The sequence below is a fragment of the Synechococcus sp. W55.1 genome, from assembly GCF_047461655.1.
In the GTDB taxonomy this organism is placed as follows: domain Bacteria; phylum Cyanobacteriota; class Cyanobacteriia; order Thermostichales; family Thermostichaceae; genus Thermostichus.
The window spans coordinates 108,573-134,460 of the sequence record NZ_JANSHN010000006.1 but is presented as its reverse complement, the minus strand read 5'-3'; the positions used below and the strand labels follow the sequence as shown (position 1 = coordinate 134,460).

28 protein-coding genes and 1 tRNA gene are annotated in these 25,888 nt (G+C 55.1%); 12 read left to right on the top strand and 17 right to left on the bottom strand.

The window, feature by feature from the left end:
* Positions 1-314, bottom strand: a 314-nt coding sequence (locus NW816_RS04825; RefSeq protein ID WP_414408417.1) for a hypothetical protein, incomplete at its 3' end; no start/stop codon positions are given.
* 18 nt (positions 315-332) lie between these two features.
* Between NW816_RS04825 and glgA the strand changes: the two genes are divergently transcribed.
* Both glgA and NW816_RS04815 read left to right on the top strand, forming a co-directional pair.
* Entirely contained in the window at positions 333-1,874 is a 1,542-nt protein-coding gene (gene glgA, locus NW816_RS04820) for a glycogen synthase GlgA (RefSeq protein ID WP_414408416.1), read from the top strand.
* Positions 1,875-1,919: 45 nt separating this feature from the next.
* Complete coding sequence (locus NW816_RS04815) at positions 1,920-2,540, top strand: hypothetical protein (protein WP_414350843.1); 621 nt, start codon at positions 1,920-1,922, stop codon at positions 2,538-2,540.
* Here NW816_RS04815 and rsmD read toward each other — a convergent pair.
* Genes rsmD through NW816_RS04800 form a run of 3 tightly spaced genes read right to left on the bottom strand, consistent with a single transcriptional unit; the run spans position 2,537 to position 4,792 of the window.
* Positions 2,537-3,088 carry a 16S rRNA (guanine(966)-N(2))-methyltransferase RsmD gene (gene rsmD, locus NW816_RS04810; protein WP_414408415.1) on the bottom strand — a complete coding sequence of 184 codons (552 nt, stop codon included), beginning with the start codon at positions 3,086-3,088 and terminating at the stop codon, positions 2,537-2,539. The genes NW816_RS04815 and rsmD overlap by 4 nt on opposite strands.
* 9 nt (positions 3,089-3,097) lie before the next feature.
* Positions 3,098-3,985 carry a Sll0314/Alr1548 family TPR repeat-containing protein gene (locus NW816_RS04805; protein WP_414408414.1) on the bottom strand — a complete coding sequence of 296 codons (888 nt, stop codon included), beginning with the start codon at positions 3,983-3,985 and terminating at the stop codon, positions 3,098-3,100.
* Positions 3,986-4,024: 39 nt separating this feature from the next.
* Positions 4,025-4,792: a HEAT repeat domain-containing protein gene (locus NW816_RS04800; RefSeq protein ID WP_414408413.1), complete on the bottom strand. Its 768-nt coding sequence runs from the start codon at positions 4,790-4,792 to the stop codon at positions 4,025-4,027.
* 342 nt (positions 4,793-5,134) lie between these two features.
* Between NW816_RS04800 and NW816_RS04795 the strand changes: the two genes are divergently transcribed.
* Both NW816_RS04795 and NW816_RS04790 read left to right on the top strand, forming a co-directional pair.
* On the top strand, positions 5,135-5,749 hold the full coding sequence (locus tag NW816_RS04795; protein WP_414408412.1) for a Uma2 family endonuclease: 615 nt from the start codon (positions 5,135-5,137) through the stop codon (positions 5,747-5,749).
* Between the two features lie 194 nt (positions 5,750-5,943).
* Positions 5,944-6,558, top strand: a complete 615-nt coding sequence (locus NW816_RS04790; RefSeq protein WP_414357405.1) for a Uma2 family endonuclease — start codon at positions 5,944-5,946, stop codon at positions 6,556-6,558.
* A gap of 94 nt (positions 6,559-6,652) precedes the next feature.
* On the opposite strand, the gene NW816_RS04785 is transcribed toward NW816_RS04790, so the two are convergent.
* Positions 6,653-8,284, bottom strand: coding sequence for a helicase-related protein (locus NW816_RS04785; RefSeq protein ID WP_414408411.1), 1,632 nt, complete (start codon positions 8,282-8,284; stop codon positions 6,653-6,655).
* Positions 8,206-9,363: a phospholipase D-like domain-containing protein gene (locus NW816_RS04780; RefSeq protein WP_414408410.1), complete on the bottom strand. Its 1,158-nt coding sequence runs from the start codon at positions 9,361-9,363 to the stop codon at positions 8,206-8,208. The genes NW816_RS04785 and NW816_RS04780 overlap by 79 nt, the downstream gene beginning before the upstream one ends.
* A 102-nt stretch (positions 9,364-9,465) precedes the next feature.
* Here NW816_RS04780 and NW816_RS04775 point away from each other — a divergent pair, with 102 nt between their 5' ends.
* Together NW816_RS04775 and NW816_RS04770 are read left to right on the top strand one after the other, a co-directional pair.
* The gene (locus NW816_RS04775; RefSeq protein WP_414357407.1) at positions 9,466-9,981 is read left to right on the top strand and encodes a nucleotidyltransferase domain-containing protein; all 516 of its coding nucleotides are present in this window, start codon (positions 9,466-9,468) and stop codon (positions 9,979-9,981) included.
* Complete coding sequence (locus tag NW816_RS04770; RefSeq protein ID WP_414408409.1) at positions 9,941-10,390, top strand: HEPN domain-containing protein; 450 nt, start codon at positions 9,941-9,943, stop codon at positions 10,388-10,390. The genes NW816_RS04775 and NW816_RS04770 overlap by 41 nt, the downstream gene beginning before the upstream one ends.
* Before the next feature lie 21 nt (positions 10,391-10,411).
* Here NW816_RS04770 and NW816_RS04765 read toward each other — a convergent pair whose 3' ends face one another.
* Positions 10,412-13,447, bottom strand: coding sequence for an anti-phage-associated DUF1156 domain-containing protein (locus NW816_RS04765; RefSeq protein WP_414408408.1), 3,036 nt, complete (start codon positions 13,445-13,447; stop codon positions 10,412-10,414).
* A gap of 52 nt (positions 13,448-13,499) precedes the next feature.
* Between NW816_RS04765 and NW816_RS04760 the strand changes: the two genes are divergently transcribed.
* Both NW816_RS04760 and NW816_RS04755 read left to right on the top strand, forming a co-directional pair.
* Positions 13,500-13,739 carry a DUF433 domain-containing protein gene (locus tag NW816_RS04760; protein ID WP_011433325.1) on the top strand — a complete coding sequence of 80 codons (240 nt, stop codon included), beginning with the start codon at positions 13,500-13,502 and terminating at the stop codon, positions 13,737-13,739.
* Positions 13,739-13,909 carry a DUF5615 family PIN-like protein gene (locus NW816_RS04755; protein WP_187147225.1) on the top strand — a complete coding sequence of 57 codons (171 nt, stop codon included), beginning with the start codon at positions 13,739-13,741 and terminating at the stop codon, positions 13,907-13,909. The genes NW816_RS04760 and NW816_RS04755 overlap by 1 nt, the downstream gene beginning before the upstream one ends.
* 89 nt (positions 13,910-13,998) lie before the next feature.
* Here the strand turns inward: NW816_RS04755 and NW816_RS04750 are convergent, their stop codons facing one another.
* The 5 genes from NW816_RS04750 to NW816_RS04730 all read right to left on the bottom strand — a co-directional run bounded on the left by NW816_RS04750 (position 13,999) and on the right by NW816_RS04730 (position 18,508).
* A complete protein-coding gene (locus NW816_RS04750) occupies positions 13,999-14,220 on the bottom strand; it encodes a hypothetical protein (RefSeq protein WP_011433323.1) in 222 nt (73 codons plus the stop codon).
* A 38-nt stretch (positions 14,221-14,258) separates the two neighbouring features.
* Complete coding sequence (locus NW816_RS04745) at positions 14,259-14,936, bottom strand: anti-phage-associated DUF3780 domain-containing protein (RefSeq protein WP_083757646.1); 678 nt, start codon at positions 14,934-14,936, stop codon at positions 14,259-14,261.
* Positions 14,933-18,013, bottom strand: coding sequence for an anti-phage-associated DUF499 domain-containing protein (locus NW816_RS04740; protein WP_414408407.1), 3,081 nt, complete (start codon positions 18,011-18,013; stop codon positions 14,933-14,935). The genes NW816_RS04745 and NW816_RS04740 overlap by 4 nt, the downstream gene beginning before the upstream one ends.
* 145 nt (positions 18,014-18,158) lie before the next feature.
* Positions 18,159-18,353, bottom strand: coding sequence for a hypothetical protein (locus tag NW816_RS04735; protein ID WP_414408406.1), 195 nt, complete (start codon positions 18,351-18,353; stop codon positions 18,159-18,161).
* Positions 18,354-18,423: 70 nt separating this feature from the next.
* Positions 18,424-18,508, bottom strand: a tRNA-Ser gene (locus tag NW816_RS04730).
* Between the two features lie 244 nt (positions 18,509-18,752).
* Between NW816_RS04730 and NW816_RS04725 the strand changes: the two genes are divergently transcribed.
* Positions 18,753-19,274 (top strand): TerB family tellurite resistance protein, encoded by a 522-nt coding sequence (locus tag NW816_RS04725; RefSeq protein ID WP_414408405.1) that lies wholly within the window; start codon positions 18,753-18,755, stop codon positions 19,272-19,274.
* On the opposite strand, the gene NW816_RS04720 is transcribed toward NW816_RS04725, so the two are convergent.
* Complete coding sequence (locus NW816_RS04720; RefSeq protein WP_414408404.1) at positions 19,213-19,650, bottom strand: tetratricopeptide repeat protein; 438 nt, start codon at positions 19,648-19,650, stop codon at positions 19,213-19,215. The two genes, NW816_RS04725 and NW816_RS04720, sit on opposite strands and share 62 nt — an antisense overlap.
* 260 nt (positions 19,651-19,910) lie before the next feature.
* Between NW816_RS04720 and NW816_RS04715 the strand changes: the two genes are divergently transcribed.
* The gene (locus tag NW816_RS04715) at positions 19,911-20,543 is read left to right on the top strand and encodes a DUF4384 domain-containing protein (protein ID WP_414408403.1); all 633 of its coding nucleotides are present in this window, start codon (positions 19,911-19,913) and stop codon (positions 20,541-20,543) included.
* A gap of 186 nt (positions 20,544-20,729) precedes the next feature.
* Entirely contained in the window at positions 20,730-21,125 is a 396-nt protein-coding gene (locus tag NW816_RS04710; RefSeq protein WP_414330043.1) for a DUF4346 domain-containing protein, read from the top strand.
* Between the two features lie 30 nt (positions 21,126-21,155).
* On the opposite strand, the gene groL is transcribed toward NW816_RS04710, so the two are convergent.
* The 4 genes from groL to NW816_RS04690 form a co-directional block, all read right to left on the bottom strand.
* Positions 21,156-22,775 carry a chaperonin GroEL gene (gene groL, locus NW816_RS04705; protein WP_414408402.1) on the bottom strand — a complete coding sequence of 540 codons (1,620 nt, stop codon included), beginning with the start codon at positions 22,773-22,775 and terminating at the stop codon, positions 21,156-21,158.
* A 199-nt stretch (positions 22,776-22,974) separates the two neighbouring features.
* Positions 22,975-23,301 carry a 30S ribosomal protein PSRP-3 gene (locus NW816_RS04700; protein WP_414330048.1) on the bottom strand — a complete coding sequence of 109 codons (327 nt, stop codon included), beginning with the start codon at positions 23,299-23,301 and terminating at the stop codon, positions 22,975-22,977.
* Between the two features lie 88 nt (positions 23,302-23,389).
* Positions 23,390-24,505 carry an NAD(P)/FAD-dependent oxidoreductase gene (locus NW816_RS04695; RefSeq protein WP_414408401.1) on the bottom strand — a complete coding sequence of 372 codons (1,116 nt, stop codon included), beginning with the start codon at positions 24,503-24,505 and terminating at the stop codon, positions 23,390-23,392.
* Between the two features lie 11 nt (positions 24,506-24,516).
* Positions 24,517-24,996 (bottom strand): GNAT family N-acetyltransferase, encoded by a 480-nt coding sequence (locus tag NW816_RS04690; protein ID WP_414330053.1) that lies wholly within the window; start codon positions 24,994-24,996, stop codon positions 24,517-24,519.
* 152 nt (positions 24,997-25,148) lie between these two features.
* Here NW816_RS04690 and NW816_RS04685 point away from each other — a divergent pair, with 152 nt between their 5' ends.
* The gene (locus NW816_RS04685; RefSeq protein WP_414330056.1) at positions 25,149-25,859 is read left to right on the top strand and encodes a Uma2 family endonuclease; all 711 of its coding nucleotides are present in this window, start codon (positions 25,149-25,151) and stop codon (positions 25,857-25,859) included.
* Positions 25,860-25,888 lie beyond the last annotated feature (29 nt).

Sequence of the window (25,888 nt, the reverse complement as noted above, 5' to 3'; positions counted from 1 at the left end):
CTGTCGCGCTTGAGCCAGTCATCGACGATGTCGAACCATCCTCGCTCCTGACGCACGCGCCCTACCGCTATGGTCATAGGACGTCTCTCCAGAACAATGACGACGAATAAAGTGCAATACAGCAGCGCCCACAACAGTTCTGAGCAGCACTGTCCTTCCATCTTACGAAAAATCAATAAGTTGCAACATAACCTCAAGATGAGGCGCTGCCTCAGCTCATCCGGCGCAGGGATCCCTTGTGTTTTAGGATGGGAAGGGTTTTGGCTGAGGGCAACTGAGCCGGGATCCGTTCGCGGCGGTGGAGTAGAGCCCACAACACCAGGGAGGGCAGCGTGGTTCAAGCCAGGATTTTGTTCGCAGCGGCAGAGGCAGCACCTCTGGCCAAGGTGGGGGGCATGGCGGATGTGGTGGGATCCCTGCCTGTCGTTTTGCGCAAGCTGGGTCAGGATGTCCGCATCATCATGCCTCTGTATGGCTTTCTCTGGGACAAGTTCGGCCAGGAACCGGGGCAATACCCCCGCTCGAAAGATCCCATCTGGTCTAAACAGGTCATGGGTCAGGTGGCCGATATTTACGAAAGCGTTTTGCCCGGCACCGATGTGCCCCTCTACTTGGTCAGCCACTACTGCTTTGCTCCCCACCGCATCTACTACGGCGAGGACGAGTTCTGGCGCTTCACCTTTTTTGCCAACGCCGTAGCCGAATTTGCCTGGACTTACTACCCCTGGAAACCCAACATCATCCACTGCCACGACTGGCACACCGGCATGATCCCGGCCTGGATGCACCAAGCTCCCGATATTGGCACGGTGTTCACCATCCACAACCTGGCCTACCAAGGGCCCTGGCGCTGGCAACTGGAGCGCATGACCTGGCTGCCCTGGTATTTTTCTGCCCACAACACCATGGCTGCCGGGATCCTCTACGCCGACCAAGTGAATACCGTCTCGCCCACCTACGCGATGGAGATTCGCACCCCTCTACATGGGGAAGGACTGCAGGACTTGTTGGCCTGGAAAGGGGAACGGTTGCGAGGAATTTTGAATGGGATCGACATCGATAGGTTTGATCCCCGCACCGACCCAGACCTAGAGGCCAATTTCAGCATCGATGATCTCAGCGGGCGGGCGACCAACAAAGCCACGCTACAGGCCAAGTTGGGCTTGACCGTTAACCCAGATACCTTCCTGATGGGCATGGTGGCCCGTTTGGTGGAGCAAAAAGGGATCGACTTGCTCATCCAAGCCCTGGATCGCTTCCTGGACTACAGCGACGCGCAATTCGTTTTGCTGGGAGGCAGCGGCGAAGCCTACTACGAAGGGCGGATCCGAGAGATGGCCGAGCGGCACCCGGGCAAAATGGCCTACCAAAAAGGCTACCAACCCAAGCTGGCCCAGTTGATCTACGGGGGGGCAGATGCGTTTTTGATGCCCAGCCGCTTTGAGCCCTGCGGCATCAGCCAAATGATCGCCATGCGCTATGGGTGTGTGCCCATTGTCCGCCGCACGGGAGGGCTGGTGGATACCGTCAGCCACCACATCCCCAGCAAGGGGATCGGCACCGGCTACTGCTTTGACCGCTACGAAGCCCTGGACTTCTACACCTGTCTGGCGCGGGCTTGGGAAGCCTTCCAGCACAAAGAAACTTGGCAAGCGCTGCAGAAGCGGGGCATGGCCAGCGATTTCAGTTGGCACCGCTCAGCGCTGGAATACCTGCGCATGTATGAGCTGATTCTCAACCTACCGCTGCTGCCGGAAAAGCCTCCAGAGCCACCCAACTCGCCCAGCTCCTCTCCGCCCAAGCTCAAGAAGCCCATCTCCTCCCAGCCTCGCTCCAAAGGGATCCCTGAGCTGCAGCAAAGGCACGAGGAGTAGGGTAGAGTGGAACGGGTCAAAAAAGGTTTTGGGGGTTACCCGCACATGATTGGACGACGTCCTACTGTTGCTTCCCAAGGCTGTCGCCAGGACGCCATCGCACAGGGGCTCAGCCTTCTGCGCCGTTCTTGGGCGCGGTTGGTTTTCGGCGTACTGCTCGGCCTTGTCCTGGGCATGGGCTCCACCTTCTGGGCCACTGCTCAGCAGCTCCCCACCGGGCAACAGCTTATTCCCAATCCGCAGCAGTTTCGCGCCCTAGAGCAGCCCAGCAGCGCCCTCAGCGCATTGCGAGCCGAACAACTGGCCGCCGAAGCCAATGCCGCCATCCAAGCGCAAAACTACGACCAGGCTGTCGAGCTGCTGCAGCAGGTGTTCAACGCCTACAACCAGCGCTCCAACTACCACCAAGATCTCTCCCGCGCCTTCGCCGGGATCCAAAACCGCATCTCCGAAGAACAGCGGGAGCTGGCCCGTGTTGCCGCCCAAGCCCGGGATCAAGCCGCCTACGATTTGGCCGTGGTCTATCGCGCCGCCGGGCGACCGGAAGAGGCTGTGGGCTGGCTGATCCAGGTCATCAACAGCCAGGGCCCAACCCGCGAGCTGGGCACCCAAGCCTATCAGCAGCTCTTGGAAATCGGCTTCGTCAGCACTCCCTTCCCCAGCTAGAGCTGCTCTTCCAGATGGCGATAGAAGGCGAGGGCCGTTTGCCCATAGGTTCGTTGGTCAAAGCACAGCAGGGATCCCACCTGGTCTGGTAGCTTCTGGCCGCTGCGATGCTCGACGATCAAGGTTCCGCCTGGCTTGAGCAAGGGCGGGATCAGGGGCAGGAGCGGGGCGTACAGACCGGCCTTGTAGGGAGGAGCAAAGTACACGTAATCAAATGGCTCCAAGTTCAGGCCGCGGCTGAGCAGCTTGCGGGCATCTCCCTGAATGACCTGGAAAGATTGCCCCAGCTGCGCCACCTTGGCCCAGTTGGCTCGGATGATGCGGCAGGCAGGGGCGGCAATCTCGATCCCGGCCACAAAAGCGGCCCCCTGACACAGAGCTTCTGCTCCCACCGTACCGGCCCCACAGCACAGATCCAGCCAGCGACAGCCTTCCACCTGCCCTTGCAAGATGTTGAACAAGGCCTGCCTCACCCGGCCAGGTGTGGGTCGAGTGCCCAAGCCAGCGGGAGTTTGCAGCGCTCGTTTGCCGCTGATGCGCAGGCTCATGGGATCCCTTCAGGGGTTAGGTGCAGCCGGCAACTGGCCGGTCAACCCACTGCGTTGGGCAGCGCGATCCCGCTCCATCTGGATTTGCTCCACCAAAGGTTGGGGCAGTTGGGCAGAAGCTTGCAGGGCTTGATCGAAAAGGGGGACGGCCTCTCGGTCTTGCCCTTTGGAAACCAAAATTTGCGCCTTGAGGTAATAGAGCTCCGGGTTGTTGCAGGAAGCAGCAATGGCCCGATCCACCGCCTCCAGCGCCTCGTCAAAGCGCTTCATATCCCGGTAGGCCAGAGCTTGGCCGCGGTAGGACAGATAGTCAGGCGCTGCCATCCGAAACTGATTCAGAGCCTTCTCCCGGTAGGTCAGCAGCAAATCCATGTAGCCGTTGAGCAGATTCAGCTCCGGATCGCTGCTGTCCACTGCCTGGGCGGCCCGGATGGAGGCAAACAATTGATTGAGGGTGGGCAGAGCCTTGGGCAAACCGATGACCACCCCATCTCGCACCACAATGTTGGCTGCCTCTAGCCCGTAGCCCACACCCTCGTAAAGGTTGCCACGCAAGGGATCCGTCTTTTTCAGCTCGGCAGCCACCTGTCGGGTTTGGGTAGCCAACCGGGCAAATGCTTCCAGATCTCCTTCCTGATAGGCCAGCGCTGCCAACAGGGCATAGACCATCGGCTCTTCGGGAGAGGCTTTCTTGGCCATTTCCAGCTTTTCCCGGCTCTGGCTGTAGCGGCCTGCACAGAAGAACTCTTCAAAAGCTGCGGCTACCTCTGGGCTGATGGGGCGGGCATTGTCCCCGCTGCGGAAGGGATCCTGCGCCCAAACGGGCAGAGCGGATCCCCACACCCAACAGAGCACCCCCAGCAGTTTGCCCAGCCTGCTCATTTTGCCGATACTCATCCCCACTGCCTCAACCCCCACCCCTGTCTAACTTTCCCTTTAGCGCAGCAGTTGCGCAATCGAAGCAATAGCCGCATCTTGAACCAACTCATTGGGCTCATAGGCCAGAAGATCGTGCAAGGGATCCAAGGCGCGCGGATCCCCGATTTGGCCGAGGGCACGGGCTGCCGCCTCCCGCACCACCGGTTCATCGTCCGCAAGCTTGGTCAGCAAAGCCGGCACCGCCTCCACCACCCGCATTTGCCCCAACCGGTAGATGGTTTGCAGTTGAGCCTCCAGAGGGGTTGCTGCCGCTGGGAAAACAGAGCTGTACATGGAAATGCCCGCAGAACCGTCGGAGGAGTAGCCGCCATAGGCCATCGAGATGGCCGAGAGAGCCTGCAACGCCTCTAGGGCACGAGATCGCTCTACCCCGCTCATCTGGGGCAATTGGGCCACCAGATCATCAAAAGCTTGCTGCACAGGATCGACAGCCGCAACCTGTTGGGCAATGCGAGTTAATTGGCGATCGGCCTGCACCTGCTGCCAAGACTGAAACGCCGTCAGACCTGCCACTATCAGAGCCGCATCGGCCAGAATGGCCAACAGCGCCATTCCTCCCCAAATCTTGCTGCGACGGCTGAGCCTTTGCATTTGCTTGTCCACATAGACAAAGGCTTGGTGCTGCCGTTCCCAAAAGTCGGGGGCCACCTGCAGAGTTTGGGCGCTCAGATCGGGAGACAGAAGGTTTTCCTCGCGGGCTACCTCCAGGCTCTGTAGCCTCTGATTCAAGCGAGAAAATTGTTTCGTCCAGAGCCAAGTAAACATCAGGTCACGTCCTCTCTCCAAGCCTGCCAATGAGAACCAAGTCCTGCTGACACGACATCATGTGGCCTGTGCTGGCATCTAATCTAGCGTCAGGCAAGGTTGGCCCACTTTCCCTCGCGATCCCAGAGGGGGAGCTTATGCGACAGGATAACAAAAGCGTCGGCTCCCCACCACCGGTCTTTACCCCAGAATCGCAGGATACCTCTCATCATGGAGAGGCCGACGAAGGATACAGAGAGGTTGGCTGCACTTGCGACCGAGAGAACCCGAAGGCCACCGCGTCGAGCTTCTCGACACCCGACTGACCGTTTGAGCCATTCTGCCGCTGCCTGAGGAGATGCCATGACCACTGCCCTCGCCCCCCGTAAAACCCACACTTCAGAGGAATACTTTGCCCTGGAAGCTGAATCAGAGGCCACAGGCGGGATCCGCCGTGAATTTCGCAATGGGGAAATTATTGAGATAACTGGCAGCACACCCATTCATAGCCAACTGATTACCAGTGTCAATGCCCTACTTTGGCTTAAGCTAAGAGGCAAGGGTTTTTCCGTTTTTTCTAGTGATCTCAGACTTTACATACCTGCCTTCGAACAATATGTCTATCCCGATGGTATGGTGATCCAAAACCCAGTTCAGCTTAAAGAAGGGCGCAAGGATACTGTCACTAACCCTATCTTAATTGTGGAAGTGCTCTCGCCTGCCACCGAAAGCTACGATAGAGGAGCGAAGTTTGCTGCCTATCGCTCTCTCCCAACTTTACAGGAGTATCTGCTAATTGACCAAGCTCGAATCAGTGTAGAACACTACCGCCGCCAGGGAAATGTCGAGTGGATCTTCAGGGACTACCATGCCCTGGATGATGTTGTTACGCTGCCATCTGTCAACATCACTTTTTCCCTGGCAGACATTTACGGTGATATTGAATTAGAGCAAGATTCAAATGCAACACGCTCCTGACAAGAACCTACTCCCCCACTTGAAACGTAGATGAGGCAAGTTGGGAATGCCTGAAGTGATTCTGCTAGATATCTACATCCGGCTCTGGCTAGGGTTACACGGCTATGCCATAAAAGACTATTAAAGGATGAGATGGGCGACAATGTTTGCAGAAGTATCTAGGGCGTTTTAACTCATTCAAGGGAGGAAAAACTATGACTGCTACCTATGCTGTGTCTTCTAAGCCAATGACTTTTGCTGAGTTTCTGGAGTGGAAACCTAACAGACGATACGAACTACACAACGGAGTTGCGGTTGAGATGCAACCCACAGGGAAACATGATGAAATCAGTGGTTTTCTTGCCATCGAATTGGCATTAGAAATCCGCAGGTGCAACCTCAACTATTTTCTAGGTCGGGACACCTTGATCAAGGCGCCGGAAGGCGATACTGCCTACGCTCCTGATGGGGTGGTGATTGACCGTACCGCCTTGGCCAGAGAACCCCTGTGGCAGAAATCCTCGACGCTCATCCACGGAACCTCTATTCCTCTTGTCATTGAAATTACCAGCAACAACTGGCGAGATGACTACTGGCATAAGCTGAGTGACTACGAGACGTTAGGTATTGCCGAATACTGGATCGTTGACTACCAAGCGTTGGGGGGTCGTCGGTACATTGGCGAGCCGAAGGTTCCCACAATCTCGGTTTTCCAACTGGTCAATGAGGAATATCAGGCGCAATTATTTCGGGGCAATGACCGGATTCGCTCTAAAGTTTTCCCTGAATTAAACCTCACGGCTGAGCAGATTTTTCGGGCTGGAGCCTAGCATGGTCAAGGCACTTCCGCCCGTATTAACTCGTGGTCAGAGGCAACTTTTTCCAGCCCATTGGCAGAAGCATATCGAATTGGCTGATATATGGCTACCACCCTTCTGAAAGACGTTCCACAATATCCCGACGGGACAACACCTTTTCGCAGGTCTCCCATCTTGGGCCTTTGGGTTCAACTGTGCTTGCGTAGCGCAGCTCAAAAGCGTTGGCCTGTTTCTTGCGCTCTGTAAACTCCTGCAATTTGGCCTCCAGAGTTTCGATATTCTCAATCCACTCATCTTCGATAGTATCGGGCAAAGAACCGAACAAGTCGTAGCGATCTTTCATCCGCTGAGAAAGCACCTCGTATACCTTTTCGTCGTGGGTACCGTGGTACACCAGGTTGAGCATGTCCACACGGTCGCGGGTCTGACCAAAGCGCTTGATCCGCCCGATGCGCTGCTCTAGGCGGGAAGGATTCCAAGGGAGATCAATGTTGATCAGCGTGCCCAAAGTTTGGAGATTCAGACCTTCACAAGCAGCATCGGTGGCCACCACCAGCCGAATGGTACGCTCTCGCACGGCTCTCTTGATATCTTCCCGCTCTGCGCTCCGCCATTCTCCGGCAAAAAACAAACCCGACTTGTGGGCGCCTGCATAAAGAGCCACACTTTCTTGAGGCAGACGTTGGCTCAGGTTGTTGGCCACCCAATGGGCGGTATCAAAATACTGGCTGAAAATGATGCATCCCAAGTCCAGCCAGTGTCGTTCCTGTAGGAAATAGAGGACGGCATCGAGTTTGGGATCCGTGCTCTTTTGGCTCAAGACGCTAACAATGCGCTCCAAATGGGCATATTCTGCCTCTAAAATCTCTGGAAGGTTGTCTAACAGCCAATCTTCTTCTCCGTCCTCCTCAAAAAAACGCCGCTTTTCCAGTAGTTTCTGAGCCGTAGATAGGCCGCTGGCAATACTGGAGCAGATCCGGCTTTGCATGATGCTTTTCATAAACCCAGCGGATTGGGTACGCTGTCTCAAAGCCCTAGCAAAATCTTGGGCAGCTTCATAGGCCACATCAAATTCGGGAGAAGTGAGCAAACCCAGCCCACAGAACATGGGCAATTGCTCTCCCTCGCTCGGCCAAATATCGACGGCAATCCGCTCAAGCAAGCCCAATTCTTCCAAGGTAGAGCGTTTTCGCAATACGGTATGGCGCAGAATTGGGTTGTGTCGCTGGAAAAAAGTCAGCCCCTGTTGGCGCTCTTCCAGGGCATCTCGCAGTTCTTGGCGGGTGAAGTCCTCCAATTCCGTCAGGGGCTTATCTGTGAAGTGTTGACCTTTGAAGAGCTTCAGATCGCTGCGGATGTGGTCAAACAAGGGATCCTCAACAGATGGCGGCAGAGGATTGCGGAGCAAATTCCAGGCAAAATGCTCGTCGGTCACTGCTTGTTGTCCTGTCAAGATGGGCAGGATCCTTTGCGTCTGCTGCCACAACTGCTGATGCCGTCGTCCCAACACATGCTCGGCACCGCTGTTGAGCACTCCCAGCAGATCCCACAGTTCCTCAACATGGGTTTGGATGGGGGTGGCTGTGCCCAAAAGGACGTGCTTGGACTGGGTGGCCGCCTTGCCCATAAAGTCCAAGAGATTGTTGGGTTTGGGATCCCTTACCGTGACACCACGGGTACAGCGGGCGCGGTGGGCCTCACCAGGACAATCGTGCCAAAGCGTCGTTCCAAAAGGCATTGGGCTTCGGGGGCATTGTGAAAGATGAGACCCGTAGAAACAATACCAATTTGATAGGGGCAACGGCCAATACCTTCAGCACCCTTGGTTTTGATGATGTGCCCATTGGCATCTTGCCATACCTTGCGGTTGGAGAGCCACACAGCAGAGGGAATGCCCAGTTTATCTTTGAGTTCCACTTGCCACTGCTGGCAGAGGGTAGCCGGACAAAGAATTAAGGCTGGCCCATCTTCCAAAAGGCACGCCACCATCGCCGCAACCGCCAAAGACAAGGTTTTACCCAGCCCCACTTCATCTGCCAGAATGAGTCGCACTGCACCATACAGCTCTCGGTGTTCTAGGAACATTTCCACAAACGACTGCTGCCATGGTTTGAGAACCTCACCCCGGCGATAGAGAGGGGCTTCCACCAATGCGGCTCCAGGAACATCGACAGGTTGCAAGTCTTGAAGAAATACCTCTACCTTGCGAGATAATCGCCCCACCTCTTCCACAATCGCTTCTGGCAGAGGAACACTCCGTTCCCACAGGTACTGAAACTCCGCTTCGACCCAAGCAACCCCTTCTGGCGACTGGTCTTCCCAGACAATTTCGTAATGCTCTTGCCATCCCTGCCGCGTTTCGTTGAGGCTGCCGATAAAAGCAGATTTGGTGCCATCTCTTGCCTCAATAACACCTGCTTTGCCGTGGAGAAAGGGGGCATCTGCGGCTGACACCACTCGCACTTCCACTTTGCCGCTTTTGAGGATTTCGTAAAGTTGACGGTAGCGGGGGCGCTGTAATAGGCTGGTGATCAATTCTCCTTTCTCTTCGTTCCATTTTTCTTTGAGCGCCATTTCTCTGGCCTGGCGGGAAGCTTTGCCGATGGCAATATCCCAGGGATCCAAGTCGCTGTTACAGACGATCTGCACCTGCTCGATGTGTGTAATCTCTTCAGTCACCAATTCAAAAATAGAAGAGCGAAAGTACCCAGCAATGCGCTTGTAGGTGCGTGCCTTTGCCAGGCGATCTTTGAGAAAGACATGGCTGAGCCGCTGCTGGCGGGAACTGAAACGGCGTAGGAAAGAAGTGCTGGACATGGCGGGCTGGGGTAAAATTGTAACAATACTCTAGCCTTAAAATGAGCAGCCGAAGGCGCAAGCAGCGTCTTTGCAGAATAAGCTGATCAGCGCAAGGTAGCCATGTCAACCGTACAAGAGTCTGCAGGCTTTCAGGGCAGAGAGAAGCGCAGCATAGGAATATCCGAAGCACAAGCGCGGCTTATTCAAGAGAAAATTCAATCCGTCTTTGGCTCGGATCTGTGGGCTATTGTTGTCTATGGATCCCGCGCCAATAATTCATGGGTTCACGGCTCTGACCTCGATTTATTAGTAATTGCAGAGAATATACCCGATTGCAGAAGCAGAGATGACTTACTGCTTCCTACCTGCAGGGATCTAGAAAAACTTCTTGGCTTGGAGATAAACTTTATCTTGCTAAAGCCCACAGAGCTATGCAGGCCAGCCAGCTTGACTTATGAAGTGGCTACCAACCACCACATCATCTATGAAAAGCAGAACTGCATCACGCAGATCAGGGATATAGTCAATCAACTCATCTGTGACAGTTTAATTACGTATAAAGTATGCCGGGGGATCCCCTATTGGGTGAATAACGATGAGAAAGAAATTAGCAAGAGACTACTATCAAAGGGCTAATTATCGCATCCAAGCGTTGTCATTCTTCTATGAGGTTGGCGATTACGCTGATGTAGTTCGGATGTGCCAAGAAATCATTGAGTTATTCATCAAAGCTTGCCTAATCATTAAGGGAATAAACTACGGCAAAACCCATGACCCTGGTGGCCAAGTAGCAGAAAATAGAGAACGGTTCCCAGAGCTTTCTGACGAGGAAATAGCCTTGCTGGAAAACATATCATTTGAGATGCGCAAAGATAGGGAGTTGGCTTTTTATGGAGCTGTAGATATTGTCCCCTTGGAATACTACAAACAAAAAAATGCGGACAAGGCTATAGTTTATGTTAACCAAATAAAGTCGATTGTTGAGAAATACTTTAACTCAGATGCTGAGCTTGAAGGAAGCCCTGATAATACAACTTGTGAGTGAGTTAATCCTATAACTTCTTCTTCAACCCAAGCGTTCATTTCTGATAAGGGCGAGCAAGATCCCGGCGGCTGAGGACTCTTCTGGATAGCGGTGTTCTCGCTTGCGGGCAATGTATTGACAAAAAGCCACCAAATCATCCCGGCGCATGTGGTAGTTGGGCACCAAAGACCGCAGGTGTTCCATCACCTCATCGCTATCCGCCTCTTTCTGCAGTTCGTAGAGAGCAAACAAAACGGCTCGCAGTGCTGAGCGGCCAAATTCGCCCTCAAAGCTGCTCTTCTTGAAGTCTAGAGCATTTTTGAGTCGGGCATTGTTGGGCTGCTGAGAGGCCATCAATTCGCCATAGTCGCCAACTCGAAATGCCTTGGCAAAGTTCTGGTAGTTGTCCAGCTTCTTCAGCCCTACCGCTTCCAGTTCCATCATTTTCAGATAAAAGCGCTCTGCACCACAGCACCCCTCCCACACCCCCTGCGCGATGCCTTCAGGTACAAGATGCTCATTGGCAACCTGCACGGCATAATCAATAATTTCCCGAACGATATCTCTTTCGCCTTTGGGTCGGGGGCGCAGGGCTGCTGCCACCATATCCTGTCCATCAATGCGCCGGTAGCCCGTCAATACCCGCAACGCTGCCGCATAACCTGCCATTTGCAAATCGGCATCTTCAAACAGGTTTTCGGTGCGCCCCTTGCCTTGGGTGCTTTGATTTAGCCCCACCATGGTTTCAATCTGATGGGCAACTTCTTGCCGCACTTCTTCTACCAGTTCATCCCGATAGGCAGAAGTATCTTGCAAGCGCTTGCGGGCCACCAGCAACACCGTACCCTGCACATACCCGCCTTTTTTGAGTTCGGAAGTGGTTTCCGTAGCGATGTACCAAGCCGCGGTAACCTGCAGCCCGGATCCCCACATGATGCTGGCCATATCCGACCATACTTCCGCATCCTGATGGGTAAACATCACGATTTGCAAGCCGTTGTCGGGCATGTGGTTCGCTAGGGCGCTATAGGCGGCAATCATGTCCTGCCGAAACTTTTCGCCTTTGCCCTGAATGGCCAACGCCCGCCGACTGTCCCACACCCAATCGGCAAACTCCTTGGGCGGATTCTTGCGCAACCACGCGATGAAAAATTCCGTGATCTCGTGGTAATGCACTGCATCCGCATACGGTGGATCGGTGATGAAAATGTTACTGGACTCAAGAACTTCCCTCGCAGGTGAAGCAACTATAGAGCTTGAGGACAGGATTTGAGCTTTACCCTTGTTCCAATCTGTACTAAGCGTATGATTCTCGTAGTATTTGACACCTCGTATTCCCCAATCAAAAAATGTATTGAGAGCCTGATTTGTGAAAACATGACATACCTTGTCACACCCTTGATTTGGATCCCATACAGTTAAACGTCCTGACCAATCCAATGACTTTGAGAAAATCAAGGCAAGTTCTGAGGCTCTTTTTTGATATTTGATGTTCTTAGAATAAAGCGCATTCACAAAAAGCTGTCGTGCATTAAACAAATGATGCCAATAAGTCCAGCCCCGCTCGCGCACAAGGCGTGTGGTTTCTTCCCCCGGTTCGATCGCCATATCGGGTACCAGTCCAGCTTCTTGCCAGGCGGCGAGGTTTTCTCTAACGATTTGCTCTACTTTGCGCTCTCGTTCTAGGTCGGCGGGGGTGACGCTGGCGAAAAAGGTTTCTTGACGGCTCTTGCCCAATGTTTCGGCGGTGATCCACTGAATGCAATACAGCCGTTCCTGAAAAATATCGTCGGGGCGAGGCATAAAATCGTGCTTTTCCCAACGGCGCAGTTTATTGCCGGTGGTGCCATCGGGAAGGCGGTAATCGCCTCGGATGGTTTTAATAGGCGTGCGGTACTCTTCTCCATCCAGAACGTAAACTAAATCGCCATCCTGAACGGTGCCCTTGGCAGCGGCTTTCATTTCCGCTTCGCTGACCCCGGATACAATTTCAATCTCAAAGCGCTTGTGTTCGGGATTGGGGATCAACTTGGCTACCACATTGCGGGTTTTGCTAATCACCCAACTGGGAGCCATTGGCACCATCCAGCCCGTGTGAGGGCAACGAGTTTCCAGGCAATACAAATAGGCTTTGGCGCGGTTGCCGTGTTCATCATGCTCGATGCCCAGCTTCGTAATTTCCTGATCCACCGCTGCGGCTACTTCCCTTTGGGCTTGCTCAATTTCCCGGCGGGTGGCTTCATCTGCCCCCACGATATGCAACGCTCCCCAAGTGAGCATACAAGCAATGGGATTGAGGTCGCTGGCATAGACATCGCATCCCAGCCTTGCCGCCTCAAAGGGAATTTGACCGCTGCCGCAAAAAGTATCCCCCACTCGTGGGCGATGGCCAAACCGCAAAGTCCCCAGTTGTTCCACCAATTCCGGGAAACTGTGGGCATTTGTCCCCAAATGTTGGTTCACCCGATCCCAAATGGGGCCGTAGAGGGTGGCATCGTCGCATTCTTCGGGTCTCTTGGCCTCTGAGACGCGAGTTGGGTAGTCATGGCAGCGCACAAATTCTGTCTCCCACTTCAGCCGCGTCTGTTCATCAATAGCCGGGTTCCAGATCAAAGTTTTATTTGGGTCAACAATAATTTCGTCAATTGCAGACGGATCAAAAGGCAAAATCTGATCGTTTTTTGAACCGAACTTTCGGGATTCTCGCCACCGAACGGCAAATAGCCTAGATGCTGTTTGGTTATTCAACCGCGAATGGGCCTTGAGTGTTTTGTAAATCTTAATGGGATTCTTTCTAAATCCCCTGCGAACAAATGCTTCATCGTCAATTGCCATCAACAATTCAAACACTTCCAGATCGGCTTCGGGGTTATCCGTTGCAGGTAGCAATGCCCCCAATACGCAAGCTTTGGCCAGGATCAGAGGTTTGCGCCCTTTCCAGTAGCTCCCTAACGCCGTAAGGGTTTGTCCCGCCCCAGCTTTGCGTTCCTTTTGGGCTTCGGCGCTGATTTTTTGGGCAGGCAAGAGCCGCTCGATCAAACTCGGCTTATCTTTCCAAGCAAGGGGGATGATGGACAAGGGAGATCTCCGGCGATACCATCGATCATGGTAGCTCTTAGGGCCCTAAGCCGTGAACTGGGAAGACTATATTCATTCGGATCCCGATATTCTCCTGGGTAAGCCAGTTTTCAGAGGAAGTCGCCTATCGGTGGAATTTATTTTGGGGCTATTTTCGGCAGGCTGGACGGAAAAGCAGATTTTGGAAAACTACCCTACGCTGACTCCAGAAGCACTTAGGGCTATGTTTAGCTATATCCAAGAATGTATGCGTGAAATGAACTTCTACAGTTTTTCAGATAAAGTCAGTTGATGCAATTTCTCGTCAATGAAAATTTTCCACGCTTAAGTATCTGTCTATTGCGAGATGCTGGCTTAGATGTGGCATCGCTCTCAGAGGAAGCTCCAGGTACTAAAGATTTCGAGGTCTTGGCTAGAGCTGCACAAGAGAAGCGGATTATATTGACTTTTGATCGGGATTAGCGTCCTTTGTAAGTCTAGCTTGTCCAAATCTGGAATGGACTCTGGAAGAGCGTTAAACAACTTGCGAAACTGGGCAGTGGTGCGAGATTTCACAGTGTTTCGGGGTTTAATTCTTCCGTCTTGCCTGCTTGATACTCGGCTATTGCCTCGGCACCGAGTTTTGCTAACATATCCGCTGAAGAAGCAAAGGATTCTTCCCATCGCTGATCGTCTTCTAGCTCATCAAGAATCAGGCTGGCAATTGCATTTTGTTCCTCTGTGGGTAGAGCTTTTAACTTGCTAATCGCTTTCTCCAGCAGTTCTGTCATCATTTGCATTCTCCCAAATAGGCGGTTTTATCTAGTATAACTTAATCTCTTAGCTTTGTCGTGCCAATGGTTGCTTCACTATCCCAAAAGGGCGAGGGATCTTCTTGCAAGCAGGATAACAGGCTGAGTTGATCGGCTTCTACGGCTTCGCTACGCAAGCTATCGGAACAAGCTGGCTGGTATGGGCGCTTGACCGGAGTGGGCACACTCAGTTCCGTCAAGGGATTTTCTGTGAGGGCATAGCGCAGGGCTTTGCGCCAACCGATATTCCCGTGATCGACACCCCCTGTCGCCGCTGCTGTCATGGTGTAAAGCCACCAGCGCTCTTCTGGACGCAGCCCTCTCCAGTTGCGAATGGCATTGGGGATCGCCTCCGGTTTGGCCCGTTCTACTGCCCAAGCCAGCACCAGCAATTCCTTCCCCAGCAGACGTTCTACGAGGTTGCGGCCAGTTGTCCAACGGCTCGGATTCATTTTTTTCGCCCGCAGGCGGTCATTAAACTCTTGTTTGAGATCCTCAGCAATCTGGCTCCAGATAGACCGGCTGAGAACACAGCGCTCCGCAATGTCCGGCTGTCCGTTGATGCCCGCCTTGATGCCATAGACTTCGTAAATCAGCACAGGAGCGGTTCTGCCGGCAGGTATTTCGACCACAAAGTGGTGGGGATCAACGGTTTTGGGACAGCCGAACCCCACCGTCTCCCATTTTTTATCGCTCACTGCTCTACCTCTCCCGGCTCAGGATTGATTTCCAACCGATGCAAAAAGACTTCCAAATCGTGGCCGCTGCTGAAGTGTAGGTCGTCCAAGCGCAGACTCACCTCTGCCGTCTCATTGCCCAAAGCCTGACGTGCTATCGCAATAAACTGCTCAATGTCTTCCGCTTTTACCACCATATCGCTTCCAAACCGGGTGGTGATGGCTCGGTTCCCTTCCCCCACGGTTAGGGAGATCCCACCCGCCAGTCGCACACCCAAAGCCTTGCTCTGATTGATGGCCGTATAACTCGCCTTATTTCCTTGCAGGTTGAGGCGCTTGTGCAGCTTAGCCGGTTTGTTTTTGTCAATCACCGGCCCTTTTTGGTCGAGCGCCGGGATCGTGAAGTTGCGAGTGGTGCTCACCCCTTGATCTTCGGCGTAGGCATAGATGGTAACGGCTTCTGATCCCTCTAGTTCGATGGGGCCAGTGTAGAGGGTGCCTTCCCGTGAGTTAATGCCCGTGGTGTTCCAGCGAATTTGACCACGGGGTTTCACGGTTAGCTCTACGGTGCGCTTGCCGCCGCCAATACGAGGCTGGTGGGTGAGGGTCAGCGTATTCTTCCAAGCATAGACATCCCCTGTCTCGTGCCGGCCATCCGGGTCAATGGCGACAAACCACAGGGCAGTGGCATCGGTTGTCCAGATCGTATCGGGCACCACAGGGCTGTTGGCATCCACATTGGGCGTGTAGCTGTAGTGAACACGGCCATTTTTGCCCGCATCTCGAGGCAGAATTTCCAAGGTAGCCGTACCGGTGCGGTCATCGTATTCTCGCTGGGTGATGGCTACGGATGTGCGGGGGGGCGGAAAGGGCCCCTTTTCGATGTATCCATCTTCGGTGTACCGCCAGCGACCTTGGCTGACGGCTATCTGCCGCAGGGTATCCATTCCTTTGGGGGGCAACCAGGGCCAGCGCTCGTTGGTGATGGTGCGGGAAACCACGTCTCGCCAAGGGATACGCCGCTCTCCCCCTGCCGGCCACAACAGGTCTTCTGCTCGCGACAGCAACGCCTCGGCATTGGCTTCCACATCGACATACAGCTTGGATGCACCGACATCGGATAGGGCTTTTTCGATCTGCTCTTCAGCATGGAAGGTATTGCCCGTAAAGGTCATGGAGAGCTTGGTAGGAGTCAGTTTGCCCTTGATGGGGTAATAGACCCGATTGAACAGGCTGACCACAGTGGCGTTAAAGTCGTAGGCGGCTTGTTCGGCCTCTTCCTCCAGTTCTGCTTTGTGGGGGGATTTGTCTCCACCGGTTTCTTCCAGTACTCGGGCAACGGCCCACAAACGACGGGTTTTGTCTTCTAGGCTGGCCAGATTGGAGCCATCTCCGGTAACCACACAAAAGTTGTTCTTCTCGGGAACACTTTCCCAAAACTGCTGGGCCTCTTCTGGGGGTGTTTTGCTGTCTGGGCTGAGTACCAGGCACACCCGCGGGCCATTGAGGCGAATCTCATCAATTTTGGGCAGGGCTTGCACCTCTTGATAGGCAATCCGCCGTTGGGGTCGGAAAATTTCTTCCAGCCGCCGCTTCATTTCCGCATCAATTTTCGGCTGGGGAGCGTTGCGGGCACGGCTATCAATGCGCTTACGCAGGTTCTCGATGTTGGAAAAGTACCAAGCATCGTTTTCTTTGCGGTGCAGGTACCAGGCGTTGGCACGGAACGCTTGAAAAGCATCCTGAAATTCGCTGACATTCCGCTGAGGAGCTACTAGGTATTCCAAAAATTGCCCCTCGGTAAAGCCTTTCACGGCATCAACTGATTCAGACAGAGAGGCAGTCAACAGCAGGGCAGCAATCTGACTGGCAGCATCATGGCCCAGTTTTTGATCCACCAGTTCAGCGACAGCAGTGCCATTGGCCGCAATATCGTGGGCAATCGCTCCCTGTAGATTGCTGATTTTGTTGATCTCTTCCCGCACATCTGGGATGTTGAGGTTCAGATGCTGGCAACCGATCAGGTAGACATCGTTGCTGGGACGCTCCCATACCGACTGGATTATTTTTGAAACAAACTGCATCAAGCCGCGAGTTTGACGGTAGCTTTCGTTTTCCTTAAATAGGGCAATGATGTGCTTAACCGAAGGATGGAAAGGGTAAGAAGCATGAATTTCGGCGGCAATTTGTTCGGCAGTTTTGGCAATTGATTTGGCTCTGGCTGCATCTCCCAGCACTTTTGCGTAGGCAGAAGCAACTGCATCAATGGTTTGTACATTGGGCAGGGAGCTAAATAGCCGCTTGCGGAGAATGTCGTAAATTTCCGATGTGCCCAGGTCTACCGGTGTGATGGATCGCGCTTGGCGGTTGGTTTCTTGAGCGAAGTTACCGATTGCTTTTTGCAGTTCCCGTGAGGCTCCTTCGTAGCTGCCGGATAGGTTGGAAATGACAATGCAGCAGCGCTTTAACTTCAAGGCGGCACTCAGCAGGTTCGATAGGGCGTAGGTTGTCACTTGCGCCAATGTACCTCCGCCCACCATGCGGGTAATGGCGTAGTCGAAGTAGGGCGGCAGCTCGTCCAATAGAATGAGGGTGGGTTCATCTCCAATTAAATCAATCCAATCCTGCTCACTGGGGGCATCTGCTCCGTGCTGCCAAAATTTGACAAAAGCCTCTTCTTTCCCCAGTTGCCGGGCAATCTCTCCCCAAATAAACCGTTGCTCGAACTTGAGGCGTCCATTGATGGCAACCAGTTTAGCGTCGGCAAAAGGAGCATCTTGAGTGATGTCTGGCACAACCTCGGCACGCAAAGCGGCATCCCGCGCCAGCAACCCTAGGGCAATCATGGAGTGGGTTTTACCACCCCCCATCGCCTGTTTGAGTTCAAACACCGCTTGGTCGGAGCGACCTGCCAGCCGTTTGAGCCCCTGACGCAGCAACAGATCCATCCCGCGGGTAATGTGGTTTTTGGCGAAGAATGCCCGGGCATCCTCTGCTGTATGCTCGATAACATTCGACAGATTTTCAATTTGCTCAACTATGGCGTAGTTCAAGGCCATAGGATGAATTTGACAAACGTCTTTGACGGTGGGAATCATTGCGGCTAGCTCCTGCTACCCAAGATGGTGACCCTCTCTTCAACTAAAGGAACTGTGGGGGGTGTTCAGTATTTAGCAGAGCTGACACAGGCAGGCAAGGGCGGCTGTTCGATATTCATGTCCCGCCTTGTTTGGGATGCGACGGTCAGGATGGGGATCCCTCTGTGAGGATTTGGTTAACCTTTTCTGTCCACTGGGGATCTTCAGGTGCAATCACTATGCTCTTGGGTCGGGATCCCAGTTCCCGATAGATAGGCTCCACTGCGGGAGTGCCCCGCAACTGCCAAGCCATGTCTTTAAGCTGTTGGGTGGTCAAGGTCGATAAATCAAGGATGGTCATGTGGATAGCTCCCCCTCTGGGCCAGTGAATCTCTGTAGCTTCGACCCGTTGGGCTTTACCTCAAGATAAACGGAGAGGGTGGGATTCGAACCCACGGTGGCGTCAACCACGGCAGTTTTCAAGACTGCTTCCTTAAACCGCTCGGACACCTCTCCAAATTGCCGGGATCCCCAGGCTTTACTTATGTTACGCAATGGGTTTCTGGCTGTGCAATCACCAGCCGACCACAACCTCCACAGACTTATCGGATCCCCTCGGCAAAAGCCCCCCTTCGACCGGGTAGGCGGCACCTATCTTGACTTGAGCCAAAGCCAGCAGCCATCGAGCAGATACCAAACTTAACCAGAAGGGTCCAGGATCCCCTTCTACACTGGCAGATAAGCCACCCCAGGAGGATATATGCCCACTCCACCCCCGCCCGGCATTACTCCCAAGCAGATGAATCTGCTGCGAGCCGTCACTGCGATGGCCTGGTCTGATGGTGCGCTAGAGGCTGCGGAAGTAGAACTCATCGCCCAGCAACTCTCTCAGCATTTTGCTTCGGATCCCGACCAGCGGGCCAGCTTGGCGCAAGAGATCCGCCAGTACCTAGTGCAGCAAGTCCCGTTGGAGGAGGTGCTGTCGAAAATCGGCGATGAGGCCGAGAAGCGTCTCATCCTCAAGTTGGGCTACCTGGTGATTGCCGCCAGCGCCCGCAGCCCGGAGGAACCCGTGGTGAACCTGGAAGAGCTGGATGCTTTTCGGCAGTTGGTGGAAAAGCTGCAACTGTCACCGGAAGTGGTGCAACAGGTCTCTCAAGAGGCAGAGGCTGAGCTAGGGGATCCCAGCATTGCGCCGATTGAAGCCTTGGTGCAGGGGTTTACCCGCCACTGCCGCCGGAGACCTGAGTGGACGCCTGATGGTTGCGAATGGCCCGCTTGACCAAATTGAGGAAGGCAAAGGCCCGTTGGTCGGTGGGATCCAAGCGCATCACCGCTTGAAAGGCTGCTTCCGCCTGTTGCAGAACGGCCAGATCGATTTGTCCATCCTCATCGGCTTCCAGTTGGGCCTTTTGCAAGAGGAGGGCCCCTCGATTGTAATGGGCTGCCACATGGTTGGGATCTGCCGCCAAAACGGCTTCCAGCTCTGCCAGGGCCGGATCCAGATAGCCGCTCATGCCCAGTACCCAGGCCAGCTTGTAACGAGCTTCGGTATGGGTTGGGTCGGAAGCAACCGCCTGGCGAAACGCTTGGATGGCAGCCTGGAAATCGCCCGCTTGTACCGCTGCAATGCCCTCTTGGTAGCTATCGTGAGCCATGAGCAAGTTTGGGGTTGAATGGGAACCTGGCGTGAGGTTATTTGCAGCTTAACCCTTGCCAAACGTGTTGCCCCCAATTCCCATCCTAGATGCCGAGAACAGAGCTGTGCCCCTGCCGGTTCAGCGTCTTTTCCCCCTGGGTGATGCCATCTGCAGCAGGAGAAACTGCCGCGGCAGGAGATTGGAGATTGCGCAAAGCCTGACCCCCTCAACCTGTGCCCCTTCCTAGGATGAACATAGCCATTGATCGGTTGTGAACCATGAACGCCAAACTGCTTTTCCTACCGCTGGCTTTGGGGCTGTCTGTAGCTCCGGCCACCGCCGTTTTTCCGCAAACCCTAGGCATCTACCCTCCTTTACAAAGGCTGCAACTGGCCGATACTCGTCAGTTGGATGTTGGCACCCGCTCCATCATTGTCAACCCCGTTCCTTCCGACCTGCGGGTGAATCTGGAGCTGGATCGGCACGGGTCTAACCCCATCTACCGGCCTGGCGAGCCGATTGCCATTACCCTGAGCACCAACCGCGATGCCTACGTTTACCTGTTCAGCATCCAAGCCGATGGCCGTACCCATCTGATTTTGCCCAACCGCTTTTCCGGTGGCAACGAGTTTCTGCGGGCCGGAGAAGTGCGCACCTTCCCGCCGCCAGGGGCCAGCTATCGGTTGACCATCGCTCCACCCTTCGGCCAAGCCCAGGTGTTAGCGGTGGCATCCCCCCGTCCGCTGAACTTCCAGGAGATTGCCTCTTTTGAGCAGAGTGGCTCCTTTGCCGACGTGCGGGTGCGGGGATCCCAACTGGGCAATGCCATTGCCCGCGCCATTATTGTCGAGGGGATCCCTTCTGACCAGTGGGTGACGGCCACTCGGTTCTATCGGGTTGCCCCGCGCTAATCCAAGCTCTGAGAACTTGGGTTAGGGGAGCCGCACAGGATCCCATTGGATTGGGTGCATGACCAGGCCGGGAAGGGAGTCAACTCTCCCAAAGGTTGCCTAAAGATTGGGTTCATCTGCCACAATGAGAGCAGCCAAAAGTAGTCCCGGCTACGTTTCTCCTGTGCGGTTTTGGTCGGCCATTCTATGTCCCCTTCCTCCAAGCCCCTGAGCGAGCAGATTCGCAGTATTGACGACCATCTCTCCCGCCGCCCCCTGGATCTGGATCCGGCGGGCTATTTCGTCATCTACTTGGATCGGGAGCAGAACCTCATTTGCGCCAAGTACTACAGCACCGTCATCAATGAGCGGGGGCTGGCCACCGATCCGGAAACAGGAGCTGTGATCCCGGCAAAGGGCTCCGTCAACCGATCCCCTGAACGGGTGTATGTTGGGCGCACGGCCAAAGAACTGTGTGTACAGATCTTTGAAAAGGAGCAGGAGAGAGTGGTCTCCCAGCTCAGCCATGCGGCCTACTTGGGAAGGGAGTTTCAAAAAGCCGAAGCTGCCCTGATCTCTGGCGAGGAGTACATCCAAGACTGATCCCTTCCCAGAAAGCTCACTTTCGCAAGACTACATCATCCCCTTAGGTGCAGAGCCAGCCGCCGGCTTGGGCTCAGGCTTTTCCACCACAATCGCTTCGGTTGTGAGGTACATTCCGGCTATGGAAGCCGCGTTTTGCAGCGCTGAGCGCACCACTTTGGCCGGATCGACGATCCCCTGGGCAAACATATCCACATAGGTTCCGCTCAGGGCATCGAAGCCAAAGGGCATCTCCTTCTCCAAAACCTTTTCCACCACCACTGACCCTTCCAGACCGGCATTGTGGGCAATCTGAAAGAGAGGGGCCTGCAAGGCTCGGTAAACAATTTCTGCCCCCACCTGTTCTTCGGCATTCAACTTGGCCTTGAAAGCCGGGATCCCTTTGGAGAGGTGCAGTAGCGTCGCCCCGCCGCCAGGGACGATCCCTTCTTCCACCGCAGCTCGGGTGGCATTCAGGGCATCCTCAATGCGCAGCTTGCGATCTTTGAGTTCTGTTTCAGTGGCAGCCCCCACTTTGATCACCGCCACTCCCCCGGCTAACTTGGCGATGCGTTCTTGCAGTTTCTCGCGGTCGTACTCGGAATCGGTGGTTTCCAGTTGCTTGCGAATTTGAGCCACCCGCTTTTCCACCGCCGCTTTGGTGCTGCCATCGGTCACAATGGTGGTCTTGTCTTTGGTGACAGTGATCTTGCGGGCCACCCCCATCATGTCCAGGGTGACCTTATCCAGCTTGATGCCAACATCCTCAGAGATGAGCTGCCCGCCGGTGAGAATGGCGATATCTTCCAGCATGGCTTTGCGCCGATCCCCAAAAGCCGGAGCCTTGACCGCCACCGCACTGAGCACCCCCCGCAGGCGGTTCACCACCAACGTGGCCAGAGCTTCTCCCTCTACATCTTCCGCGATAACCAAAAGAGGCCGACCTTCGCGGGCCACCCGCTCCAGGATGGGCACCAGATCTTGCAGGCTGGAGATCTTGTTGCTGGTGATCAGCAGATAAGCATTCTCGTACTCGGCCACCATCCGCTCCGAGTCTGTGACGAAATAGGGGGAAATGTAGCCGCGGTCAAACTGCATCCCCTCCACCACGTCCAACTCGGTTTCCAGCGACTTGGATTCTTCGACCGTGATCACCCCATCTCGCCCTACAGCATCCATGGCCTTGGCGATCATCTCTCCCACTTCGCTGTCATTGCCAGCAGAGATAGTGGCTACTTCGGCGATGGTTTTACGGCCTTCCACAGGCTTGGCATGAGCTGCAATTTGCTCCACCAAGTAGGCAGTGGTCTTTTCAATGCCGCGCCGCAGAGCCACAGGGTTGGCGCCCGCCGAGATGTTTTTGAGCCCTTCCCGCACCATGCTTTGGGCCAGGATGGTGGCTGTGGTGGTACCATCTCCGGCCACATCGTTGGTCTTAGAGGCCACTTCCCGCATCAACTGGGCGCCTGTGTTCTCCAAAGGATCGGCCAACTCAATTTCCTTGGCAATCGTGACCCCGTCGTTGACGATTTGGGGGGCACCAAACTTCTTCTCCAAGACCACGTTGCGTCCTTTGGGGCCAATCGTAACCTTGATTGCATCCGCCAGTTGGTTGATGCCCTGCTCCAATGCCTTGCGGGCCTCTTCTCTAAACAGAATCCGCTTTGCCATAGAATCCGCGATCCTCGTAAGTCTGACTGGGCTCCTACTTTGGGTACTGCCAGGCGGAGTGGGGTTCCCAGGAATCCTCCGGCTCGGCTAGCAGGGAGTTAGCACTCTAAACTCCCGAGTGCCAATCTAGCTCAAAGACGGGAGCCTGAGCAAGATGGGCAGATCCGGAGTCACGTTTTGGCTGACAGGGGGGAGAGGGCTAGGAGTTGCCGCCGATCAGGATGTCGGGAAACTGGGCCTGGGCTTCGCTGATGGGGCGGTTGCGCCCGCCGTTTTGCCAGTAGTTGATGAGTTCGGTGGCTCGGTTAAGCAGCTCGATGCGATCCACTTCGCTGATCCAAGTTTTGCTTTCCAGCTCAGCCTTAAGCTGCTCCCAAGCGTCATCCCGCGGCCAGAAAAAGTAGTGGGTGAGGGGGCTGCGGTTTTTGGCCACCACCTGATCGACGGCAATAGCCAAATCGTTTTCCAACCAGAGGGCTTTTAGGGCGAACTTCGGCAAGGCTCTCTTCTCCTTTGGGCTACTCAACGGACGATCCGATCCTAACCAGGCAGCCTTTCATTCTGACATATGTCCTGTCCATCGGCGGGCCGAGAGCCGGAAGATGGATACGGGCTCAGCCCTGTCTGGGGGCAAAGGGCCCTAGATCACAGAGGGCTGTTTCCCCTTTCAGTACCAAGTCCCGCAGGATGGCGGCGCTGATCGGGGCCAGCAACACTCCATTGCGATAATGGCCGGTGGCAATGAGCAGATTGGCGTAGCCAGGAGCCCAACCCAGGATGGGGGCGCGCTGTCCCACTGGTCGAGGCCGATGGCCGGCCCAATGATCCAACAAAGTTGCTTCGGCCAAAGCCGGGCAGAGTCGGATGGCGCGGGCCAGCAGATCTTGTAGCGCCAGCAGCGTCGGCTCGGGATGAGGGGCCTGAAATTCCACTGTTGCCCCCACCCACAGGGATCCATCCCCCAGGGGAACCAGATGCAGATCCGCGTCGGTGACCACGGGCCCCAGGGGGATCCCGGGGGCTTTGACCCGCAGGGCCTGACCTTTGACCGCTTGCAGCGGCACCTGCAGCCCCAGCTCTTTGGCCAGAGGAGAGCTGCCCAGACCTGCCGCCAGGATGACGTGCCCTGCCGAGAGGGTGAGAGCGGGCGTGTAAACCGTTTGCAGGCGAAAGGGGGGATCCGAGCTGCGCTGAATCTTCTGGACAGGCTGGTGGAAGAAAAAGCGGGATCCCTTGCGTTGGGCTGCTTCCAAGAGAGCCTGGGTTAGGAGCTTGGGTTGGACTTGTCGATCCTGGGGAGAGTAGATGGCCGCCGCCAGGTCGCTGCGCAGGCCGGGCTGCAGGGATCCCACTTCGGCAGGGCTGAGCAGATCTAGGCGGTAACCTGCTTGTCGGCGGGCCGCCAGGGTCTCTTGCCAAGCTTCCACTTCCTCCTCCCTGAGGAGTTTGAGAATGCCGTGCCGATTGACGGGCAAACTCCGGCCCAGGTCTTCCTCCAGCCGCGCGATTAGGGGATCGAACTGCTCCAGGCTTTTCAGGCGAAGCTGAACCGTCTCCCCACCCGCTTGCCGACTGGAAATGCCCACCAATACCCCCAGAGCTGCCCCTGTCGAGCCGGCGGCAGGATCCCCGGCATCCACTCCAATGACCGACAGCCCAGCTGTGGCTAATTCGTAGGCAATGGCACAGCCCACCACCCCACAGCCAATCACCAACGCATCACAGTTCAACGGCCCGACCCTCAACGGAGACGCTTTTCGTAGTGATACTCCACAGAGTTGCTGCGATCGTGCAATTCACGAATTTCCGGCAGACGCACATAGCCGAGCCGCTCATAAACCCGATGAGCCGTCGTGAAGCGAGTATCTGTCCACAGATGCAGAGAGTCCGCCTGCTGCTGCCGAGCCGCAAATTCGGCCTGTTCAATCAAACGCCGACCCAAACCCCGACCGCGCACTGCGGGCAGAGTGTAGAGTTTTTTCAGCTCCATGCGCCCAGGGATCCCATCGGGCACAAGGCCGACACAGCCGACCACTTGATCCTGATGCTGCGCCACCCAAAGGGATCCCCCCATCTCCGCGAAAGCTGTGGCAGGCTGAAGCAACTCCGGCACCTCTTCGATGTCCAATACACAGCCTGGATACTCCGCAAAGACCACTTGCAAAATGTGGAGCAGAGCCGCACTGTCCGAGTTTTCCGCAGGACGGATGTCGATCTGCATCGAGCAGCGAAGAAAAAGAAATCATCGTTAAGTAAAGCTTTCTCGATTGTACCTGGGCTTGCTCGAGGACTCTGTTTTCTCTGTTTCTCAGGGAGCAGAGGATCCCTGAGGTGAGCAGCTAAGATCGCTAGCATCCCCAACCCCATCTGCCCATGGATACTGAACTGCTGGTTCCCGACGTCGCCGATCTCGTAACAGAGGATGATACCCCGGTGGATAACTTTGCCTCGGAAAAACAGCAGCGCCTCCTGACTGGAGCTCTCTACAGCGCTTTGCGCGGCAAAACCTTTTTAGCAGCGGCAAATGTAGGCATCTACACCGCCATCGGTCGGCCCCCGATTGTGCCGGATGTTTTTCTCAGCCTGGACGTCACGGTGCCGGAGCAATGGTGGGAGAAGCAAAACCGTTGCTACCTGCTCTGGCAATTTGACAAGCCGCCGGATGTGGTGATCGAGATCGTCTCCAACCGCGAAGGCGACGAGCTGGAAGGCAAGCTGAGCCGTTATGAGCAGATGCGAGTTAGCTACTACGCGGTCTTCGATCCCAATCATGAGCTGGGGCCAGAGGAGTTGCGCATTTTCGAACTGCGGGGCCGCCACTACGCGGAAATGACCGAGACCTGGCTAGAACAGGTGGGGCTGGGCCTGACGGTGTGGGAAGGCGTTTTTGAGGGGAAACAAGCTCGCTGGCTGCGCTGGTGTGATGCCCAAGGGCAGTTGCTGCTGACCGGCGATGAACGGGCTGAGTTGGAGCGGGAACGGGCCGAGCAAGAACGCCAAAGGGCGGAGCGAGAACATCAACGGGCGGAGCGTCTGGCGGCAAGATTGCGGGCTTTGGGTGAGGATCCCGATTTGGAGAGCTGAAGCCCAGGGATCCCCTTCAGCACCCACCC

Coding starts and splice junctions, on each gene's coding strand:
- NW816_RS04755 (WP_187147225.1), top strand. CDS start 13,739: ATGCAATTTCTCGTCAATGAAAATTTTCCACGCTTAAGTATCTGTCTA.
- NW816_RS04800 (WP_414408413.1), bottom strand. CDS start 4,792: ATGTTTACTTGGCTCTGGACGAAACAATTTTCTCGCTTGAATCAGAGG.
- NW816_RS04795 (WP_414408412.1), top strand. CDS start 5,135: ATGACCACTGCCCTCGCCCCCCGTAAAACCCACACTTCAGAGGAATAC.
- NW816_RS04790 (WP_414357405.1), top strand. CDS start 5,944: ATGACTGCTACCTATGCTGTGTCTTCTAAGCCAATGACTTTTGCTGAG.
- NW816_RS04725 (WP_414408405.1), top strand. CDS start 18,753: ATGCCCACTCCACCCCCGCCCGGCATTACTCCCAAGCAGATGAATCTG.
- NW816_RS04780 (WP_414408410.1), bottom strand. CDS start 9,363: ATGTCCAGCACTTCTTTCCTACGCCGTTTCAGTTCCCGCCAGCAGCGG.
- NW816_RS04710 (WP_414330043.1), top strand. CDS start 20,730: ATGTCCCCTTCCTCCAAGCCCCTGAGCGAGCAGATTCGCAGTATTGAC.
- NW816_RS04735 (WP_414408406.1), bottom strand. CDS start 18,353: ATGACCATCCTTGATTTATCGACCTTGACCACCCAACAGCTTAAAGAC.
- NW816_RS04770 (WP_414408409.1), top strand. CDS start 9,941: ATGAGAAAGAAATTAGCAAGAGACTACTATCAAAGGGCTAATTATCGC.
- NW816_RS04740 (WP_414408407.1), bottom strand. CDS start 18,013: ATGATTCCCACCGTCAAAGACGTTTGTCAAATTCATCCTATGGCCTTG.
- NW816_RS04720 (WP_414408404.1), bottom strand. CDS start 19,650: ATGGCTCACGATAGCTACCAAGAGGGCATTGCAGCGGTACAAGCGGGC.
- NW816_RS04750 (WP_011433323.1), bottom strand. CDS start 14,220: ATGATGACAGAACTGCTGGAGAAAGCGATTAGCAAGTTAAAAGCTCTA.
- NW816_RS04815 (WP_414350843.1), top strand. CDS start 1,920: ATGATTGGACGACGTCCTACTGTTGCTTCCCAAGGCTGTCGCCAGGAC.
- groL (WP_414408402.1), bottom strand. CDS start 22,775: ATGGCAAAGCGGATTCTGTTTAGAGAAGAGGCCCGCAAGGCATTGGAG.
- NW816_RS04690 (WP_414330053.1), bottom strand. CDS start 24,996: ATGCAGATCGACATCCGTCCTGCGGAAAACTCGGACAGTGCGGCTCTG.
- NW816_RS04715 (WP_414408403.1), top strand. CDS start 19,911: ATGAACGCCAAACTGCTTTTCCTACCGCTGGCTTTGGGGCTGTCTGTA.
- NW816_RS04805 (WP_414408414.1), bottom strand. CDS start 3,985: ATGAGTATCGGCAAAATGAGCAGGCTGGGCAAACTGCTGGGGGTGCTC.
- NW816_RS04785 (WP_414408411.1), bottom strand. CDS start 8,284: ATGCCTTTTGGAACGACGCTTTGGCACGATTGTCCTGGTGAGGCCCAC.
- NW816_RS04685 (WP_414330056.1), top strand. CDS start 25,149: ATGGATACTGAACTGCTGGTTCCCGACGTCGCCGATCTCGTAACAGAG.
- rsmD (WP_414408415.1), bottom strand. CDS start 3,088: ATGAGCCTGCGCATCAGCGGCAAACGAGCGCTGCAAACTCCCGCTGGC.
- NW816_RS04775 (WP_414357407.1), top strand. CDS start 9,466: ATGTCAACCGTACAAGAGTCTGCAGGCTTTCAGGGCAGAGAGAAGCGC.